Raw genomic sequence first — 15,730 nt, forward strand, 5'->3', positions numbered from 1 at the left:
GGGAAACCGGGCCGCTGCCGTACAGCCGGGCACCGCGTCAGCGCACGAACACTCCCGCCTGACTCGCCAGATCCAGGAAGTACTGCGGAGCCACACCCAGCACCAGCGTGACCGCCACACCGACCCCGATCGCCGTCATCGTCAGCGGCGACGGAACGGCGACCGTCGGCCCCTCCGGCTTCGGCTCGCTGAAGAACATCAGCACGATGACGCGGATGTAGAAGAACGCCGCGATCGCGGACGAGATCACACCGACCACGACCAGCGGGCCGGCCCCGCCCTCCGCCGCCGCCTTGAACACGGCGAACTTCCCGGCGAAGCCGGAGGTCAGCGGGATGCCCGCGAAGGCCAGCAGGAACACCGCGAACACGGCCGCCACCAACGGTGAACGGCGGCCGAGCCCTGCCCACTTGGACAGGTGCGTCGCCTCACCGCCGGCGTCCCGCACCAGCGTCACCACCGCGAACGCCCCGATCGTCACGAACGAGTACGCGCCCAGGTAGAAGAGGACGGACGACACCCCGGACGGCGTGGTCGCGATGACACCCGCGAGGATGAAACCGGCGTGCGCGATCGACGAGTACGCCAGCAGCCGCTTGATGTCGGTCTGGGTGATCGCGACGATCGCGCCGCCCAGCATGGTGACGATCGCGACGCCCCACATGACCGGCCGCCAGTCCCAGCGCAGGCCGGGCAGGACGACGTAGAGCAGACGCAGCAGCGCACCGAACGCCGCCACCTTCGTCGCCGCCGCCATGAACCCGGTCACCGGCGTCGGCGCGCCCTGGTAGACGTCCGGCGTCCACATGTGGAACGGGACCGCGCCCACCTTGAACAGCAGGCCCATGACGATCATCGCGGCGCCGACGAGCAGCAGCGCGTCGTTGCCCATGGTGTCCGCGAGCGCCGGGGTGATGTCCGGGATCGTGCCGTCGACGACCTGCGCGATCGTCGCGTACGACACGGAGCCGGAGTAGCCGTACAGCAGCGCGATGCCGAACAGGGTGAACGCGGAAGCGAACGCTCCGAGCAGGAAGTACTTGACCGCGGCCTCCTGCGACATGAGCCGCTTGCGGCGGGCCAGGGCGCACATCAGGTACAGCGGGAGCGAGAAGACTTCCAGGGCGATGAACAGCGTCAGCAGGTCGTTGGCCGCCGGGAAGACCAGCATGCCGGCGACCGCGAACATCAGCAGCGGGAACACCTCGGTGGTGGTGAACCCGGCCTTCACCGCGGCCTTCTCACTGTCGCTGCCCGGCACGGACGCGGCCTGCGCGGCGAAGGAGTCGACCCGGTTGCCGTGCGCCGCCGGGTCGAGGCGCCGCTCGGCGAAGGTGAACAGGCCGACCAGCCCCGCCAGCAGGATCGTGCCCTGCAGGAAGAGGGCAGGTCCGTCGACGGCGATCGCGCCCATCGCGGCGATGCCCGACTTGGTCGTGGCGTAGCCGCCCGCCGCGAGTGCCACGACCGCGGCGAACGCGGCGATGAGCGCCACGGCGGAGATGAACACCTGCGCGTAGTAGCGGGCCTTGCGCGGGACGACCGCCTCGATCAGCACCCCAACCACCGCCGCACCGACGACGATCAGGGTGGGCGACAACTGTCCGTACTCGATCTTCGGCGCGTCGATCTTCGAGATCGGATCGGCCGCGGTTGTCCACAGGCTGTGGACGGCTGATGCGCTCACTTGGCGGCCTCCACCTCGGGCTGGGGGTCCTTCTTCTGTACGTCGGACATGGTCTGCTTGACCGCCGGGTTGACGATGTCCGTGACGGGCTTCGGGTAGACACCCAGGAAGATCAGCAGTACGACCAGCGGGGCGACGACCACGAGTTCCCGCGCCCTGAGGTCGGGCATCGCGGAGACCTCCGGCTTCACCGGGCCCGTCATCGTCCTCTGGTAGAGGACGAGGGTGTAGAGCGCGGCGAGCACGATGCCGAAGGTGGCGATGATGCCGACCACCGGGTAGCGCGTGAACGTGCCGACCAGGACCAGGAACTCACTGACGAAGGGCGCCAGTCCCGGCAGCGACAGGGTCGCCAGACCGCCGATCAGGAACGTGCCGGCGAGCACGGGCGCGACCTTCTGGACACCGCCGTAGTCGGCGATGAGCCGCGAGCCGCGCCGGGAGATCAGGAAGCCGGCCACCAGCATCAACGCGGCCGTGGAAATGCCGTGGTTGACCATGTAGAGGGTCGCGCCGGACTGGCCCTGGCTGGTCATCGCGAAGATGCCCATGATGATGAAGCCGAAGTGCGAGATCGACGCGTACGCGATCAGGCGCTTCATGTCCCGCTGGCCCACCGCGAGCAGCGCACCGTAGACGATGCTGATCAGCGCCAGGACGAGGATGGCGGGCGTCGCCCACTGGCTCGCCTCCGGGAACAGCTGGAGGCAGAAGCGGAGCATCGCGAAGGTGCCCACCTTGTCGACGACCGCCGTGATGAGCACGGCGACCGGCGCGGTGGCCTCCTGCATGGCGTTGGGCAGCCAGGTGTGCAGCGGCCACAGCGGCGCCTTCACCGCGAAGGCGAAGAAGAAGCCGAGGAACAGCCAGCGCTCGGTGTTGGTCGCCATGTCCAGCGAGCCGTTGGCGCGGGCCTCGACGATCTCCTGGAGCGAGAAGTTCCCGGCGACCACGTACAGGCCGATCACCGCGGCCAGCATGATCAGGCCGCCGACCAGGTTGTAGAGCAGGAACTTCACGGCCGCGTACGACCGTTGCGTCGAGGCCACCTTCTCGCCGTGCTCGTGGGCACGGTCCCCGAAGCCGCCGATGAGGAAGTACATCGGGATGAGCATGGCTTCGAAGAAGATGTAGAAGAGGAAGACGTCGGTGGCCTCGAAGGAGAGGATCACCATCGCCTCGACGGCCAGGATCAGGGCGAAGAAGCCCTGCGTCGGCCGCCAGCGCCTGCTGCCGGTCTCCAGCGGGTCGGCGTCGTGCCAGCCCGCGAGGACGATGAACGGGATCAGCAGCGCCGTCAGCGCGATCAGCGCCACCGCGATGCCGTCCACGCCTAGTTCGTACCGGACCCCGAAGTCCTTGATCCAGGCGTGGGATTCGGTGAGCTGGTAGCGGTCGCCGTCCGGGTCGAAGCGGACCAGGACGGTGACGGCGAGGGCGAGTGTGCCCAGTGAGAAGAGCAGCGCCAGCCACTTTGCGGCGGTGCGCTGGGCGGCCGGTACGGCGGCCGTGGCGATCGCCCCGATCGCCGGGAGCGCCGCCGTCGCTGTCAGCAGAGGAATGGACATCGGTATCAGACCGCCCTCATCAGCAGGGTCACGGCGATGAGGACCGCCGCACCGCCGAACATCGAGACCGCGTACGACCGCGCGAAGCCGTTCTGCAGCCTGCGCATCCGTGCGGACAGGCCGCCCATCGAGGCCGCCGTGCCGTTGACGACGCCGTCGACCAGGGTGTGGTCGACGTACACCAGGGAGCGCGTGAGGTGCTCGCCGCCGCGTACCAGGACGACGTGGTTGAAGTCGTCCTGCAGCAAGTCGCGCCGGGCGGCCCGGGTGAGAAGCGAGCCGCGCGGGGCGAGGACCGGGACCGGGCGGCGGCCGTACTGCGCGTAGGCGATGGCGACGCCGATGACCATGCACGCCACGGTCGCGGCCGTGACCGTGATCGCGCTGATCGGCGCGTGGCCGTGGTCGTGCCCGGTGATGGGCTCCAGCCAGTGCAGGAAGCGGTCGCCGATGCTGAAGAACGCACCGCCCGCCACCGACCCGACGGCCAGCACGATCATCGGGATCGTCATGACCTTGGGCGACTCGTGCGGGTGCGGCTCCGCGTGCTCGCCGCGCGTCTCGGCGGCGGGCTCCACGCTGGGCTCGGCCGGGGACGGGGTCGGGGCGTGGCGCCAGCGTTCCTCGCCGAAGAACGTCATCAGCATCACGCGCGTCATGTAGTACGCCGTGATGGCCGCGCCCAGCAGCGCGCACCCGCCCAGGATCCAGCCCTCGGTGCCGCCCTTGGCGAACGCCGCCTCGATGATCTTGTCCTTGGAGAAGAAGCCGGACAGACCGGGGAAGCCGATGATCGCGAGGTAGCCGAGGCCGAAGGTGACGAAGGTGACCGGCATGTACTTGCGCAGGCCGCCGTACTTGCGCATGTCGACCTCGTCGTTCATGCCGTGCATGACGGAACCGGCGCCGAGGAAGAGCCCGGCCTTGAAGAAGCCGTGCGTCACCAGGTGCATGATCGCGAAGACGTAGCCGATGGGGCCGAGGCCCGCGGCGAGGATCATGTAGCCGATCTGCGACATGGTCGAGCCGGCCAGCGCCTTCTTGATGTCGTCCTTCGCGCAACCGACGATCGCACCGAAGAGGAGCGTGACCGCACCGACCACGGTGACCGCCAGCTGCGCGTCCGGCGCGCCGTTGAAGATGGCGCCGGAGCGGACGATCAGGTAGACGCCCGCGGTCACCATCGTGGCGGCGTGGATGAGGGCCGAGACCGGGGTCGGGCCCTCCATCGCGTCCCCGAGCCAGGACTGCAGCGGTACCTGGGCGGACTTGCCGCAGGCGGCGAGCAGCAGCATCAGGCCGATGGCGGTGAGCTTGTCCTCGCCGGCCGCACCGGCCAGACCCGCCTCCTCATGGGTGCCGAGCACCGGCCCGAAGGCGAAGGTGCCGAACCAGAGGAACATCAGCATGATCGCGATCGACAGGCCCATGTCGCCGACGCGGTTGACCAGGAAGGCCTTTTTCGCGGCGGTGGCGGCGCTGGGCTTGTGCTGCCAGAAACCGATCAGCAGGTAGGAGGCGAGACCGACGCCCTCCCAGCCGACGTACAGCAGGAGGTAGTTGTCGGCGAGGACGAGCAGCAGCATCGCCGCGAGGAACAGGTTCAGATAGCCGAAGAAGCGCCGGCGCCGCTCGTCGTGCTCCATGTACCCGACCGAGTACAGGTGGATCAGCGAGCCGACGCCGGTGATCAGCAGCACGAACGTCATCGACAGCTGGTCCAGGCGGAAGGCGACGTCCGCCTGGAAGCCCTCGACCGGGACCCAGCTGAAGAGGTGCTGCGTGAGGGTCCGGTGTTCGGCGTCCTTGCCCAGCAGATCGGTGAAGAGGATCACGCCGAAGACGAAGGAGACGAACGACAGGAGCGTGCCGATCCACTGGCCGACGGCGTCGAGGCGCCGGCCGCCGCACAGCAGCAGTACCGCTCCGAGCAATGGCGCCGCGACCAGCAGCGCAATCAGGTTCTCCACGATTCTTCCGACCCCTCAGAGCTTCATCAGGCTGGCGTCGTCGACCGAGGCCGAGTGGCGGGAACGGAACAGCGACACGATGATCGCGAGCCCGACGACGACCTCCGCGGCGGCGACGACCATCGTGAAGAAGGCGATGATCTGGCCGTCGAGATTGCCGTGCATCCGGGAGAAGGCGACGAGCGCGAGGTTGCAGGCGTTGAGCATGAGCTCGATGCACATGAACACGACGATCGCGTTTCGCCTGATCAGCACACCTGTGGCGCCGATCGTGAACAGCAGGGCCGCGAGATAGAGGTAGTTGACCGGGTTCACTTGGACGCCTCCTCGGGCCGCTTGAAGGTCGCCGGCTCGATCGCGGTCCGCTCCAAGCGCTCCTCCGCGCGCTGCTCCAGTGCCCGCAGATCGTTGAGCGCCTCGGTGGACACGTCCCGGATCTGGCCGCGCTCGCGCAGCGTCTTGCTGACCGTGAGGTCGGACGGGGTGCCGTCGGGCAGCAGGCCCGCGATGTCCACTGCGTTGTGCCGGGCGTAGACGCCGGGCGCCGGCAGCGGCGGGATGTGCTTGCCTTCGCGGATGCGCTGTTCGGACAGCTCGCGCTGGGTCTTGGCGCGCTCGGTGCGCTCGCGGTGCGTGAGCACCATGGCGCCGACGGCGGCCGTGATCAGCAGGGCGCCGGTGATCTCGAAGGCGAAGACGTACTTGGTGAACAGGAGGGTCGCGATGCCCTCCACATTGCCGCTCGCATTGGCCTGGGCCAGGCCGTTGAACTCCTTCAGGGAGGCGTTCCCGATGCCGCCGACGAGCAGGATGCCGAACCCGAGGCCACACAGGAGGGCCAGCCACCGCTGGCCCTTGATGGTTTCCCTCAGGGAGTCCGCGGCCGTGACGCCGACGAGCATCACCACGAACAGGAACAGCATCATGATCGCGCCGGTGTAGACGACGATCTGCACGATGCCCAGGAAGTAGGCGCCGTTGGCAAGGTAGAACACCGCCAGGACGATCATGGTCCCGGCGAGGCAGAGCGCGCTGTGCACGGCCTTCTTCATGAAGACGGTGCACAGGGCGCCGATGACGGCGACGGTGCCGAGGATCCAGAACTGGACGGCCTCTCCGGTGGAGGTGGAGTAGGCGGCGAGCTGCTCGGTCATCGGCCGATCACCTTCTCCGAGGCCGGTTCTTCCTCGCCGAAGGTCGAGGCGGCCTCCTGCGGGACCTCACCCTGGGACACCGCGACCTGCCGGGTCGTACCGGGCGCGGCCTCCGTCACCAGACCCCGGTAGTAGTCCTGCTCGTCGGTCCCCGGGTAGATGGCGTGAGGCGTGTCGACCATGCCGTCCTCAAGCCCGGCGAGCAGCTGCTCCTTGGTGTAGATGAGGTTGGCGCGGCTGGAGTCGGCGAGCTCGAACTCGTTGGTCATCGTGAGCGCGCGCGTGGGGCACGCCTCGATGCACAGGCCGCACAGGATGCAGCGGGCGTAGTTGATCTGGTACACGCGGCCGTAGCGCTCGCCCGGTGAGTAGCGCTCCTCGTCGGTGTTGTCGGCGCCCTCCACATAGATGGCGTCGGCGGGGCAGGCCCAGGCGCACAGCTCGCAGCCGACGCACTTCTCCAGGCCGTCCGGATGGCGGTTGAGCTGGTGCCGTCCGTGGAAGCGCGGAGCGGTGGTCTTCTGCTGCTCCGGGTACTGCTCGGTCAGCCGCTTCTTGAACATGGCCTTGAAGGTCACGCCGAAGCCGGCCACGGGGTTCAGGAAACCGGGCTTGGTCTCCTTGGGCTCCTCAGCCATCGGACGCCTCCTTTCCATCCAGAGATCCGTCACTCTGAGTATCGGGCGCACCACTGACAATCAGCTCCCGCTCACGGCGCGGGCGGCGCCGCGGGACCGGCGGAAGCTCCTGTCCGGGCAGGGGCGGTACGGGGAAACCGCCCGCCATCGCGTCGAACGCGGCGGGTCCCTCGCCGGGTTGCGCGGCCGCCTTCGTCCGCTCGCGGAACATGTCCACGACGAAGGAGAGCAGCAGCAGCGCGAGGACGCCGCCGCCGACGTAGAGGGCGATGTCGGCGAAGTCGTAGTTCTCGTTCCGAAGAGTCCGCACGGTCGCGACGAGCATCAGCCAGACCACGGAGACCGGGATCAGGACCTTCCAGCCGAGCTTCATCAGCTGGTCGTAGCGGACCCGCGGGAGCGTGCCGCGCAGCCAGATGAAGAAGAACAGCAGCAGCTGGACCTTGACCACGAACCAGAGCAACGGCCACCAGCCTTGGTTCGCGCCCTCCCAGAAGGAGCTGATCGGATACGGGGCCCGCCAGCCGCCCAGGAAGAGCGTCACCGAGACGGCCGAGACCGTCACCATGTTCACGTACTCGGCGAGCATGAACATCGCGAACTTGATCGACGAGTACTCGGTGTTGAAGCCGCCGACCAGGTCGCCCTCGGACTCCGGCATGTCGAAGGGGGCACGGTTGGTCTCGCCGACCATCGTCACGATGTAGATCACGAAGGAGACCGGCAGCAGGACGATGTACCAACGGTCCTGCTGCGCCTCGACGATCGCCGACGTCGACATCGAACCGGAGTACAGGAACACCGAGGCGAAGGCGGCGCCCATCGCGATCTCGTACGAGATCATCTGCGCGCAGGACCGCAGGCCGCCGAGCAGCGGATACGTCGATCCGGAACTCCAACCCGCCAGCACGATGCCGTAGATGCCGACCGAGGCGACCGCGAGGATGTAGAGCATCGCGATCGGCAGGTCGGTGAGCTGCATCGTGGTGCGCTGCCCGAAGATCGAGATCTCGTTGCCGGCCGGGCCGAAGGGAATCACCGCGATCGCCATGAAGGCCGGGATGGCCGCGACGATCGGCGCGAGGACGTAGACCACCTTGTCCGCGCGTTTGACGATGACGTCTTCCTTGAGCATCAGCTTGATGCCGTCGGCGAGCGACTGGAGCATGCCCCAGGGGCCGTGTCGGTTGGGGCCGATGCGCAGCTGCATCCAGGCGACGACCTTGCGCTCCCAGACGATGGAGAACAGCACGGTCACCATCAGGAAGGCGAAGCAGAACACCGCCTTGATGGCGACCAGCCACCAGGGGTCGCGGCCGAACATCGAGAGGTCTTCAGCGGCGAGGAACGGGCTCATGCCTCCACCTCCTCGGGGGCCTCGGTCGCGAGGGTCGCCGGGCCGATACGGACGAGTGAACCGGGCAGCGCCCCGGTGTCGGAGGCGACGCCACCGCCCACGGAGTTCAGCGGAAGCCACACCACCCGGTCGGGCATCTCCGCGGTCTGCAGCGGGAGTTCGACCACCCCGGCGGGACCGGTCACGGCGAGGACGTCGCCGTCCTTCAGCCCGGCCTCGGCGGCCGTGGCGGCCGACAGACGCGCGTGGGCGGCGTGCCGGGTGCCGGCGAGCGCCTCGTCGCCCTCCTGGAGGACGCCCTGGTCGAGCAGCAGCCGGTGTCCGGCCAGGACGGCCTCTCCGGCGGCCGGCCGCGGCAGCTGGCTGGCGGTCTCCACAGGTCCGGTCGCTCGTGATCCGTCCCAGGCCCCGAGCCGGTCGATCTCCGCGCGCGTGGTGCGCAGATCCGGCAGACCCAGGTGTACGTCCATGGCGTCGGCCAGCATCTGCAGCACGCGCGCGTCGGTCGGGGCCAGGCGGCGGGTCATCTGGTCCGGCTTGAGCGCGGCCTCGAAGAAGCGCACCCGGCCCTCCCAGTTGAGGAAGGCGCCGGCCTTCTCGGCGACCGCGGCGACGGGGAGGACGACGTCGGCGAGCTCGGTGACCTCGCCGGGCCGCAGCTCCAGCGACACCACGAAGCCGGCTTCGGCGAGCGCCGTACGCGCGCGTGCCGGGTCCGGCAGGTCGGCGACCTCGACGCCCGCGACCAGCAGGGCCTGGAGTTCGCCGGTCGCGGCGGCCTCGACGATCTGGCCGGTGTCGCGGCCGTAACGGTGCGGGAGTTCGGCCAGCCCCCAGACGGCGGCGACCTCCTCACGCGCGCGTGGGTCGGTCGCGGGGCGTCCGCCCGGCAGCAGCGACGGCAGCGCACCGGCCTCGATGGCACCGCGCTCCCCCGCCCGACGCGGGATCCACACCAGCTCGGCGCCGGTCGCGGACGCGGCCCGCATGGCGGCGGTGAGCCCACCGGCAACGGCGGCCAGCCGCTCGCCGACCACGATCACCGCGCCCTCGGTGCGCAGTGCCTCGGCCGCCTCCGCTCCGGCCTCGTCCAGGCCGGCCCCGCCCGCCAGCGCGTCCAGCCACTCGGTCTCGGTGCCGGGGGCGGCGGGCAGCAGCGTGCCGCCTGCCTTCTCCAGACCGCGCGTGGCGTGGGTGGCGAGCGAGAAGACCTTCTGGCCGTGCTTGCGCCAGGCCTTGCGCAGCCGCAGGAAGATGCCGGGCGCCTCCTCCTCGGCCTCGAACCCGGCCAGCAGGACGGCCGGGGCCTTCTCCAGGGAGGTGTACGTGACGCCCGTACCGTCGAGGTCGCGGCCGTGGCCAGCGACCTGGGCGGCCAGGAAGTCGGCTTCCTCGCTGCTGTGCACGCGCGCGCGGAAGTCGATGTCGTTGGTGTCGAGCGCCACGCGCGCGAACTTGCTGTACGCGTAGGCGTCCTCGATGGTGAGACGGCCGCCGGTCAGCACGCCGGTCCGGCCGCGTGAGGCGAGCAGTCCCTGGGCCGCGATCTGCAGCGCCTCCGGCCAGGAGGCCGGTTCGAGCTCGCCCTCGGCGTTGCGCACGAGCGGCGTCTGAAGCCGGTCGCGCTGCTGGGCGTACCGGAACGCGAAGCGCCCCTTGTCGCAGATCCACTCCTCGTTGACCTCGGGGTCGTTGGCCGCGAGCCGCCGCATGACCTTGCCGCGCCGGTGGTCCGTGCGCGTCGCGCAGCCGCCGGAGCAGTGCTCGCACACCGACGGCGAGGAGACGAGGTCGAAGGGGCGGGAGCGGAACCGGTAGGCCGCCGAGGTGAGCGCGCCGACCGGGCAGATCTGGATGGTGTTGCCGGAGAAGTACGACTCGAACGGGTCGCCCTCACCGGTGCCGACCTGCTGGAGCGCGCCCCGCTCGACCAGCTCGATCATCGGGTCGCCGGCCACCTGGTTGGAGAACCGGGTGCAGCGGGCGCACAGCACGCACCGCTCGCGGTCGAGCAGCACCTGTGTCGAGATCGGGACCGGCTTCTCGTAGGTCCGCTTCCTTCCCTCGAAGCGGGACTCGGCGTGCCCGTGCGACATGGCCTGGTTCTGCAGCGGGCACTCACCGCCCTTGTCGCAGACCGGGCAGTCCAGCGGGTGGTTGATGAGCAGGAGCTCCATCACACCCTTCTGGGCCTTCTCGGCGACCGGCGAGGTGAGGTGCGTCTTCACGACCATGCCGTCCGTGCACGTGATCGTGCAGGACGCCATCGGCTTGCGCTGGCCCTCGACCTCGACGATGCACTGGCGACAGGCGCCGGCCGGGTCAAGGAGCGGGTGGTCGCAGAAGCGGGGGATCTCGATGCCGAGCTGCTCGGCGGCCCGGATGACCAGAGTGCCCTTGGGCACGCTGATCTCGGCGCCGTCGATGGTCAGCGAGACGAGATCTGCCGGCGGGACGGCCGCCTCTCCGCCCCCGGAGGGAGCGCTCGTGGTCACGGTCATGCGTTCACCTCCGTGCGGTGGTCGGCCCAGGCCGTGGACTTGGCCGGGTCGAAGGGGCAGCCGCGGCCCGTGATGTGCTGCTCGTACTCCTCGCGGAAGTACTTCAGCGAGGAGAAGATCGGCGAGGCGGCACCGTCGCCGAGGGCGCAGAAGGACTTGCCGTTGATGTTGTCGGCGATGTCGTTCAGCTTGTCGAGGTCACTCATGACGCCCTTGCCGGCCTCGATGTCGCGCAGCAGCTGCACGAGCCAGTACGTGCCTTCGCGGCAGGGTGTGCACTTGCCGCAGGACTCGTGGGCGTAGAACTCGGTCCAGCGGGTGACGGCACGGACGACGCAGGTCGTCTCGTCGAAGCACTGGAGCGCCTTCGTTCCGAGCATGGAACCCGCGGCGCCCACTCCTTCGTAGTCAAGAGGGACGTCGAGGTGCTCGTCGGTGAACATCGGCGTCGAGGAGCCGCCCGGCGTCCAGAACTTCAGGCGATGGCCCGGGCGCATGCCGCCGCTCATTTCAAGGAGCTGGCGGAGCGTGATCCCGAGCGGGGCCTCGTACTGTCCGGGGTTCGCGACATGGCCGCTGAGCGAGTAGAGCGTGAAGCCCGGGGACTTCTCGCTGCCCATCGACCGGAACCACTCTTTGCCCCGATTCAGGATCGCGGGAACCGACGCGATCGACTCGACGTTGTTCACAACAGTCGGGCAGGCGTAGAGACCTGCCACAGCAGGGAAGGGGGGACGGAGCCGCGGTTGACCACGGCGGCCTTCGAGCGAGTCGAGCAGTGCGGTCTCCTCACCGCAGATGTACGCGCCCGCGCCCGCGTGCACGGTGAGTTGGAGATCGAGGCCACTGCCGAGGATGTTCTCGCCGAGGAAGCCGGCCGCGTAGGCCTCGCGCACGGCCTCGTGCAACCGCCGCAGAACGGGGACGACTTCACCACGCAGATAGATGAAGGCATGCGAAGACCTGATGGCATAACACGCGATGACGATGCCCTCGATGAGGCTGTGCGGGTTCGCGAAGAGGAGCGGGATGTCCTTGCACGTCCCGGGCTCCGATTCGTCGGCGTTGACAACTAGATAGTGCGGTTTTCCATCCCCCTGGGGAATGAACTGCCATTTCATCCCCGTCGGGAATCCCGCGCCGCCTCGCCCGCGCAGACCGGACTCCTTGACGTACGCGATCACATCGTCCGGCGACATGGCGAGCGCCTTGCGAAGTCCCTCGTAGCCTTCGTGCCTTCGGTAGACGTCCAGCGTCCAGGACCTGTCCTCGTCCCAGAAGGCCGACAGCACGGGTGCGAGCAGCTTCTCGGGGCTGTTTTCCTTCAGCTCGGGTGCCAACGTCATCACTCCCCCTCCTCGGCGACAGGCCCTGCCGGGTGGGCGGGGTCGGACGCGGACGTTTTCTGCGGCGCGTCGTGCGAACTGAGGTGCTCGGTGGGCGACGGTTCGTGCACTGTCCTGCCCTGCGGCTCGTCGTGCGGGCCGCCGTCGCGCGGATGGACCACGCGCGCGGGTGCGGTCTCTCCCTTGGCCAGGCGGAGACCCACCAGCGACGCCGGTCCCGCACTGCCGCTCTCCTCGACGGCCCCGGGCCGCTCGTCGGGGAAGCCGGCCAGGATCCGCGCGGTCTCCTTGAAGGTGCACAGCCGCGCACCGCGCGTCGGCTCGACGTCCCGCCCCGCGCGCAGGTCGTCGACGAGGCGCTTGGCGCTGGCCGGGGTCTGGTTGTCGAAGAACTCCCAGTTGACCATCACGACCGGCGCGAAGTCGCAGGCCGCGTTGCACTCGATGTGCTCCAGGGTGACCTTGCCGTCGTCGGTGGTCTCGCCGTTGCCGACGCCCAGGTGCTCCTGGAGCTCCTCGAAGATCGCGTCACCGCCCATCACCGCGCAGAGGGTGTTGGTGCAGACGCCCACCTGGTAGTCACCGCTCGGCTTGCGCCGGTACATGGTGTAGAAGGTGGCGACCGCGGTGACCTCGGCCGTGGTCAGGCCGAGCACGTCCGCGCAGAACTGCATCCCGGTGCGCGTGACGTGGCCCTCCTCCGACTGCACGAGGTGCAGCAACGGCAGGAGGGCGGACCTGGAGTCCGGGTAGCGGGCGATCACTTCGCGCGCGTCCCTCTCCAGCCGCTCTCGAACGTCGTCCGGGTAGCCGGGCGCGGGCAGTTGGGGCATGCCCAGGCTGACGCCCCGCTCCGAAGAACTGGTGGTCACCGGTCGACGCCTCCCATCACGGGGTCGATGGACGCGACGGCAACGATGACGTCGGCGACCTGGCCGCCCTCGCACATCGCCGCCATGGCTTGCAGGTTGGTGAAGGACGGGTCACGGAAGTGGACCCGGTAGGGGCGGGTGCCGCCGTCGGAGACGGCATGCACGCCGAGCTCGCCCTTGGGCGACTCGACGGCCGCGTACGCCTGTCCCGGCGGGACGCGGAAGCCCTCGGTGACCAGCTTGAAGTGGTGGATCAGGGCCTCCATGGAGGTGCCCATGATCTTCTTGATGTGGTCGAGGGAGTTGCCCAGTCCGTCCGGTCCCAGGGCGAGCTGGGCGGGCCAGGCGATCTTCTTGTCGGCGACCATGACCGGGCCGGGCTGGAGCCGGTCCAGGCACTGCTCGATGATCCCCAGCGACTGGCGCATCTCTTCCAGGCGGATCAGGAAGCGCCCGTAGGAGTCGCAGGTGTCGGCGGTCGGGATCTCGAAGTCGTACGTCTCGTAGTCGCAGTACGGCTGGGCCTTGCGCAGGTCGTGCGGCAGGCCGGTGGAGCGCAGGATCGGGCCGGTGGCGCCGAGGGCCATGCAGCCGGCCAGGTCGAGATAGCCGATGTCCTGCATGCGGGCCTTGAAGATGGGGTTCCCGGTGGCGAGCTTGTCGTACTCCGGAAGGTTCTTCTTCATCTTCTTCACGAACTCGCGGATCTGGTCCACCGCGCCGGGCGGCAGGTCCTGGGCGAGTCCGCCGGGGCGGATGTACGCGTGGTTCATCCGCAGGCCCGTGATGAGCTCGTAGATGTCGAGAATCATTTCACGATCACGGAATCCGTAGATCATGATCGTGGTGGCGCCGAGCTCCATGCCGCCGGTGGCGATGCACACCAGGTGGGAGGACATCCGGTTCAGCTCCATCAGGAGCACCCGGATGATCTTGGCTCGCTCGGTGATGTCGTCCTCGATGCCGAGGAGTTTCTCGACGGCGAGACAGTAGGCGGTCTCATTGAAGAAGGACGTCAGGTAGTCCATGCGCGTCACGAACGTAGTGCCCTGCGTCCAGGTCCGGTACTCGAGGTTCTTCTCGATGCCGGTGTGGAGATAGCCGATGCCGCAGCGGGCCTCGGTGACGGTCTCGCCCTCGATCTCCAGGATCAGGCGCAGCACTCCGTGGGTGGAGGGGTGCTGGGGGCCCATGTTGACGACGATGCGTTCGTCGTCGGCACGGGCCGCGGACTCGACGACCTCGTCCCAGTCGCCACCGGTGACCGTGTAGACGGTCCCCTCGGTGGTTTCGCGGGCGGCTGCTGACTGCGTGCTCACGAGTACGACCTCCGCTGGTCCGGAGCCGGGATCTGGGCGCCCTTGTACTCGACGGGGATGCCGCCGAGGGGGTAGTCCTTGCGCTGCGGGTGGCCCTGCCAGTCGTCCGGCATCATGATCCGCGTCAGGGCGGGGTGACCGTCGAAGACGATGCCGAAGAAGTCGTACGTCTCGCGCTCGTGCCAGTCGTTGGTCGGGTACACGGAGACGAGCGACGGGATGTGCGGGTCAGCGTCGGGGGCGCTGACTTCGAGGCGGATCAGCCGGTTGTGGGTGATCGAGCGCAGGTGGTAGACGGCGTGCAGCTCGCGGCCCTTGTCGTGCGGGTAGTGGACGCCGCTGACGCCGGTGCACAGTTCGAAGCGCAGGGCCGGGTCGTCGCGCAGGGTGCGGGCGACGCGGACCAGGTGCTCGCGTTCGATGTGGAAGGTGAGTTCGCCGCGGTCGACGACCGTCTTCTCGATGGCGTTGTCGGGCAGGAGGCCCTGCTCCTCCAGCGCGCCTTCGAGTTCGTCGGCGACCTCGTCGAACCAGCCTCCGTAGGGGCGGCTCGCCGGTCCCGGGAGCCGGACCGAGCGGACCAGGCCGCCGTAGCCGGAGGTGTCGCCGCCGTTGTCGGCGCCGAACATGCCGCGCTGGACGCGGATCTCCTCGCCGCCCTGGCCGCGCTGGCCGGGGAGGTTGGAGGCGGAGAGGTCCTTCTCGGGGTTGACCCCGTTGGACCCGTTCGCCCCGTTGGTGCCGTTCGCGTCGCTCACTGCAGCAGCCCCTTCATCTCGATCGTGGGCAGGGCCTTGAGCGCCGCCTCCTCCGCCTCACGGGCCGCCTCCTCGGCGTTCACGCCGAGCTTGGAGGTCTGGATCTTCTGGTGGAGCTTGAGGATGGCGTCCATCAGCATCTCGGGCCGCGGCGGGCAGCCGGGCAGATAGATGTCGACCGGGACGATGTGGTCGACGCCCTGGACGATCGCGTAGTTGTTGAACATGCCGCCCGAGGAGGCGCAGACCCCCATGGAGATCACCCACTTGGGGTTCGGCATCTGGTCGTAGACCTGCCGCAGCACCGGTGCCATCTTCTGGCTGACCCGGCCGGCGACGATCATGAGGTCGGCCTGGCGCGGGGATCCGCGGAAGACCTCCATGCCGAAGCGCGCCAGGTCGTAGCGGCCGGCGCCGGTGGTCATCATCTCGATGGCGCAGCAGGCGAGGCCGAAGGTGGCCGGGAAGACCGATGCCTTGCGCACCCAGCCCGCGGCCTGCTCGACGGTGGTCAGCAGGAATCCGCTCGGCAGCTTTTCTTCGAGTCCCATGTCGTTAAA

Annotated in this window: 13 protein-coding genes; all 13 read right to left on the bottom strand. The window is 68.9% G+C overall.

The window, feature by feature from the left end; genetic code table 11:
* Window positions 1–37: 37 nt before the first annotated feature.
* From nuoN to AQI70_RS19670, 13 genes are read right to left on the bottom strand one after another with little or no spacing between them, the layout of a single operon-like run.
* Window positions 38–1,687, bottom strand: coding sequence for an NADH-quinone oxidoreductase subunit NuoN (gene nuoN / locus AQI70_RS19610; protein WP_062151554.1), 1,650 nt, complete (start codon window positions 1,685–1,687; stop codon window positions 38–40).
* Entirely contained in the window at window positions 1,684–3,255 is a 1,572-nt protein-coding gene (locus AQI70_RS19615; RefSeq protein WP_062151557.1) for an NADH-quinone oxidoreductase subunit M, read from the bottom strand. The genes nuoN and AQI70_RS19615 overlap by 4 nt, the downstream gene beginning before the upstream one ends.
* Window positions 3,256–3,260: 5 nt before the next feature.
* On the bottom strand, window positions 3,261–5,225 hold the full coding sequence (nuoL, locus tag AQI70_RS19620; protein WP_062151560.1) for an NADH-quinone oxidoreductase subunit L: 1,965 nt from the start codon (window positions 5,223–5,225) through the stop codon (window positions 3,261–3,263).
* A gap of 15 nt (window positions 5,226–5,240) precedes the next feature.
* The gene (nuoK, locus tag AQI70_RS19625; RefSeq protein ID WP_019756142.1) at window positions 5,241–5,540 is read right to left on the bottom strand and encodes an NADH-quinone oxidoreductase subunit NuoK; all 300 of its coding nucleotides are present in this window, start codon (window positions 5,538–5,540) and stop codon (window positions 5,241–5,243) included.
* Window positions 5,537–6,379 (bottom strand): NADH-quinone oxidoreductase subunit J, encoded by an 843-nt coding sequence (locus AQI70_RS19630; RefSeq protein ID WP_062151563.1) that lies wholly within the window; start codon window positions 6,377–6,379, stop codon window positions 5,537–5,539. Before AQI70_RS19630 ends, nuoK begins: the two co-directional genes overlap by 4 nt.
* Entirely contained in the window at window positions 6,376–7,017 is a 642-nt protein-coding gene (gene nuoI, locus AQI70_RS19635) for an NADH-quinone oxidoreductase subunit NuoI (RefSeq protein ID WP_062151566.1), read from the bottom strand. Before nuoI ends, AQI70_RS19630 begins: the two co-directional genes overlap by 4 nt.
* The gene (gene nuoH, locus AQI70_RS19640) at window positions 7,010–8,374 is read right to left on the bottom strand and encodes an NADH-quinone oxidoreductase subunit NuoH (RefSeq protein ID WP_062151569.1); all 1,365 of its coding nucleotides are present in this window, start codon (window positions 8,372–8,374) and stop codon (window positions 7,010–7,012) included. Before nuoH ends, nuoI begins: the two co-directional genes overlap by 8 nt.
* Window positions 8,371–10,875, bottom strand: coding sequence for an NADH-quinone oxidoreductase subunit G (locus AQI70_RS19645; RefSeq protein ID WP_062151572.1), 2,505 nt, complete (start codon window positions 10,873–10,875; stop codon window positions 8,371–8,373). The genes nuoH and AQI70_RS19645 overlap by 4 nt, the downstream gene beginning before the upstream one ends.
* Complete coding sequence (gene nuoF / locus AQI70_RS19650) at window positions 10,872–12,221, bottom strand: NADH-quinone oxidoreductase subunit NuoF (RefSeq protein WP_062151575.1); 1,350 nt, start codon at window positions 12,219–12,221, stop codon at window positions 10,872–10,874. The genes AQI70_RS19645 and nuoF overlap by 4 nt, the downstream gene beginning before the upstream one ends.
* Window positions 12,221–13,093, bottom strand: coding sequence for an NADH-quinone oxidoreductase subunit NuoE (gene nuoE / locus AQI70_RS19655; protein WP_003998925.1), 873 nt, complete (start codon window positions 13,091–13,093; stop codon window positions 12,221–12,223). The genes nuoF and nuoE overlap by 1 nt, the downstream gene beginning before the upstream one ends.
* Window positions 13,090–14,412 (bottom strand): NADH-quinone oxidoreductase subunit D, encoded by a 1,323-nt coding sequence (locus AQI70_RS19660; protein WP_062151577.1) that lies wholly within the window; start codon window positions 14,410–14,412, stop codon window positions 13,090–13,092. The genes nuoE and AQI70_RS19660 overlap by 4 nt, the downstream gene beginning before the upstream one ends.
* Window positions 14,409–15,170 (bottom strand): NADH-quinone oxidoreductase subunit C, encoded by a 762-nt coding sequence (locus AQI70_RS19665; protein ID WP_062151580.1) that lies wholly within the window; start codon window positions 15,168–15,170, stop codon window positions 14,409–14,411. Before AQI70_RS19665 ends, AQI70_RS19660 begins: the two co-directional genes overlap by 4 nt.
* On the bottom strand, window positions 15,167–15,721 hold the full coding sequence (locus tag AQI70_RS19670) for a NuoB/complex I 20 kDa subunit family protein (RefSeq protein ID WP_062151585.1): 555 nt from the start codon (window positions 15,719–15,721) through the stop codon (window positions 15,167–15,169). The genes AQI70_RS19665 and AQI70_RS19670 overlap by 4 nt, the downstream gene beginning before the upstream one ends.
* Between the last annotated feature and the right edge of the window lie 9 nt (window positions 15,722–15,730).

The organism is Streptomyces curacoi (assembly GCF_001513975.1).
Classification (GTDB): domain Bacteria; phylum Actinomycetota; class Actinomycetes; order Streptomycetales; family Streptomycetaceae; genus Streptomyces; species Streptomyces curacoi.

Bases quoted from the DNA above. Each gene is read 5' to 3' on its own strand.
- AQI70_RS19615 (WP_062151557.1), bottom strand. From the start codon at position 3,255: ATGTCCATTCCTCTGCTGACAGCGACGGCGGCGCTCCCGGCGATCGGG.
- AQI70_RS19630 (WP_062151563.1), bottom strand. From the start codon at position 6,379: ATGACCGAGCAGCTCGCCGCCTACTCCACCTCCACCGGAGAGGCCGTC.
- nuoI (WP_062151566.1), bottom strand. From the start codon at position 7,017: ATGGCTGAGGAGCCCAAGGAGACCAAGCCCGGTTTCCTGAACCCCGTG.
- nuoH (WP_062151569.1), bottom strand. From the start codon at position 8,374: ATGAGCCCGTTCCTCGCCGCTGAAGACCTCTCGATGTTCGGCCGCGAC.
- AQI70_RS19645 (WP_062151572.1), bottom strand. From the start codon at position 10,875: ATGACCGTGACCACGAGCGCTCCCTCCGGGGGCGGAGAGGCGGCCGTC.
- nuoF (WP_062151575.1), bottom strand. From the start codon at position 12,221: ATGACGTTGGCACCCGAGCTGAAGGAAAACAGCCCCGAGAAGCTGCTC.
- AQI70_RS19670 (WP_062151585.1), bottom strand. From the start codon at position 15,721: ATGGGACTCGAAGAAAAGCTGCCGAGCGGATTCCTGCTGACCACCGTC.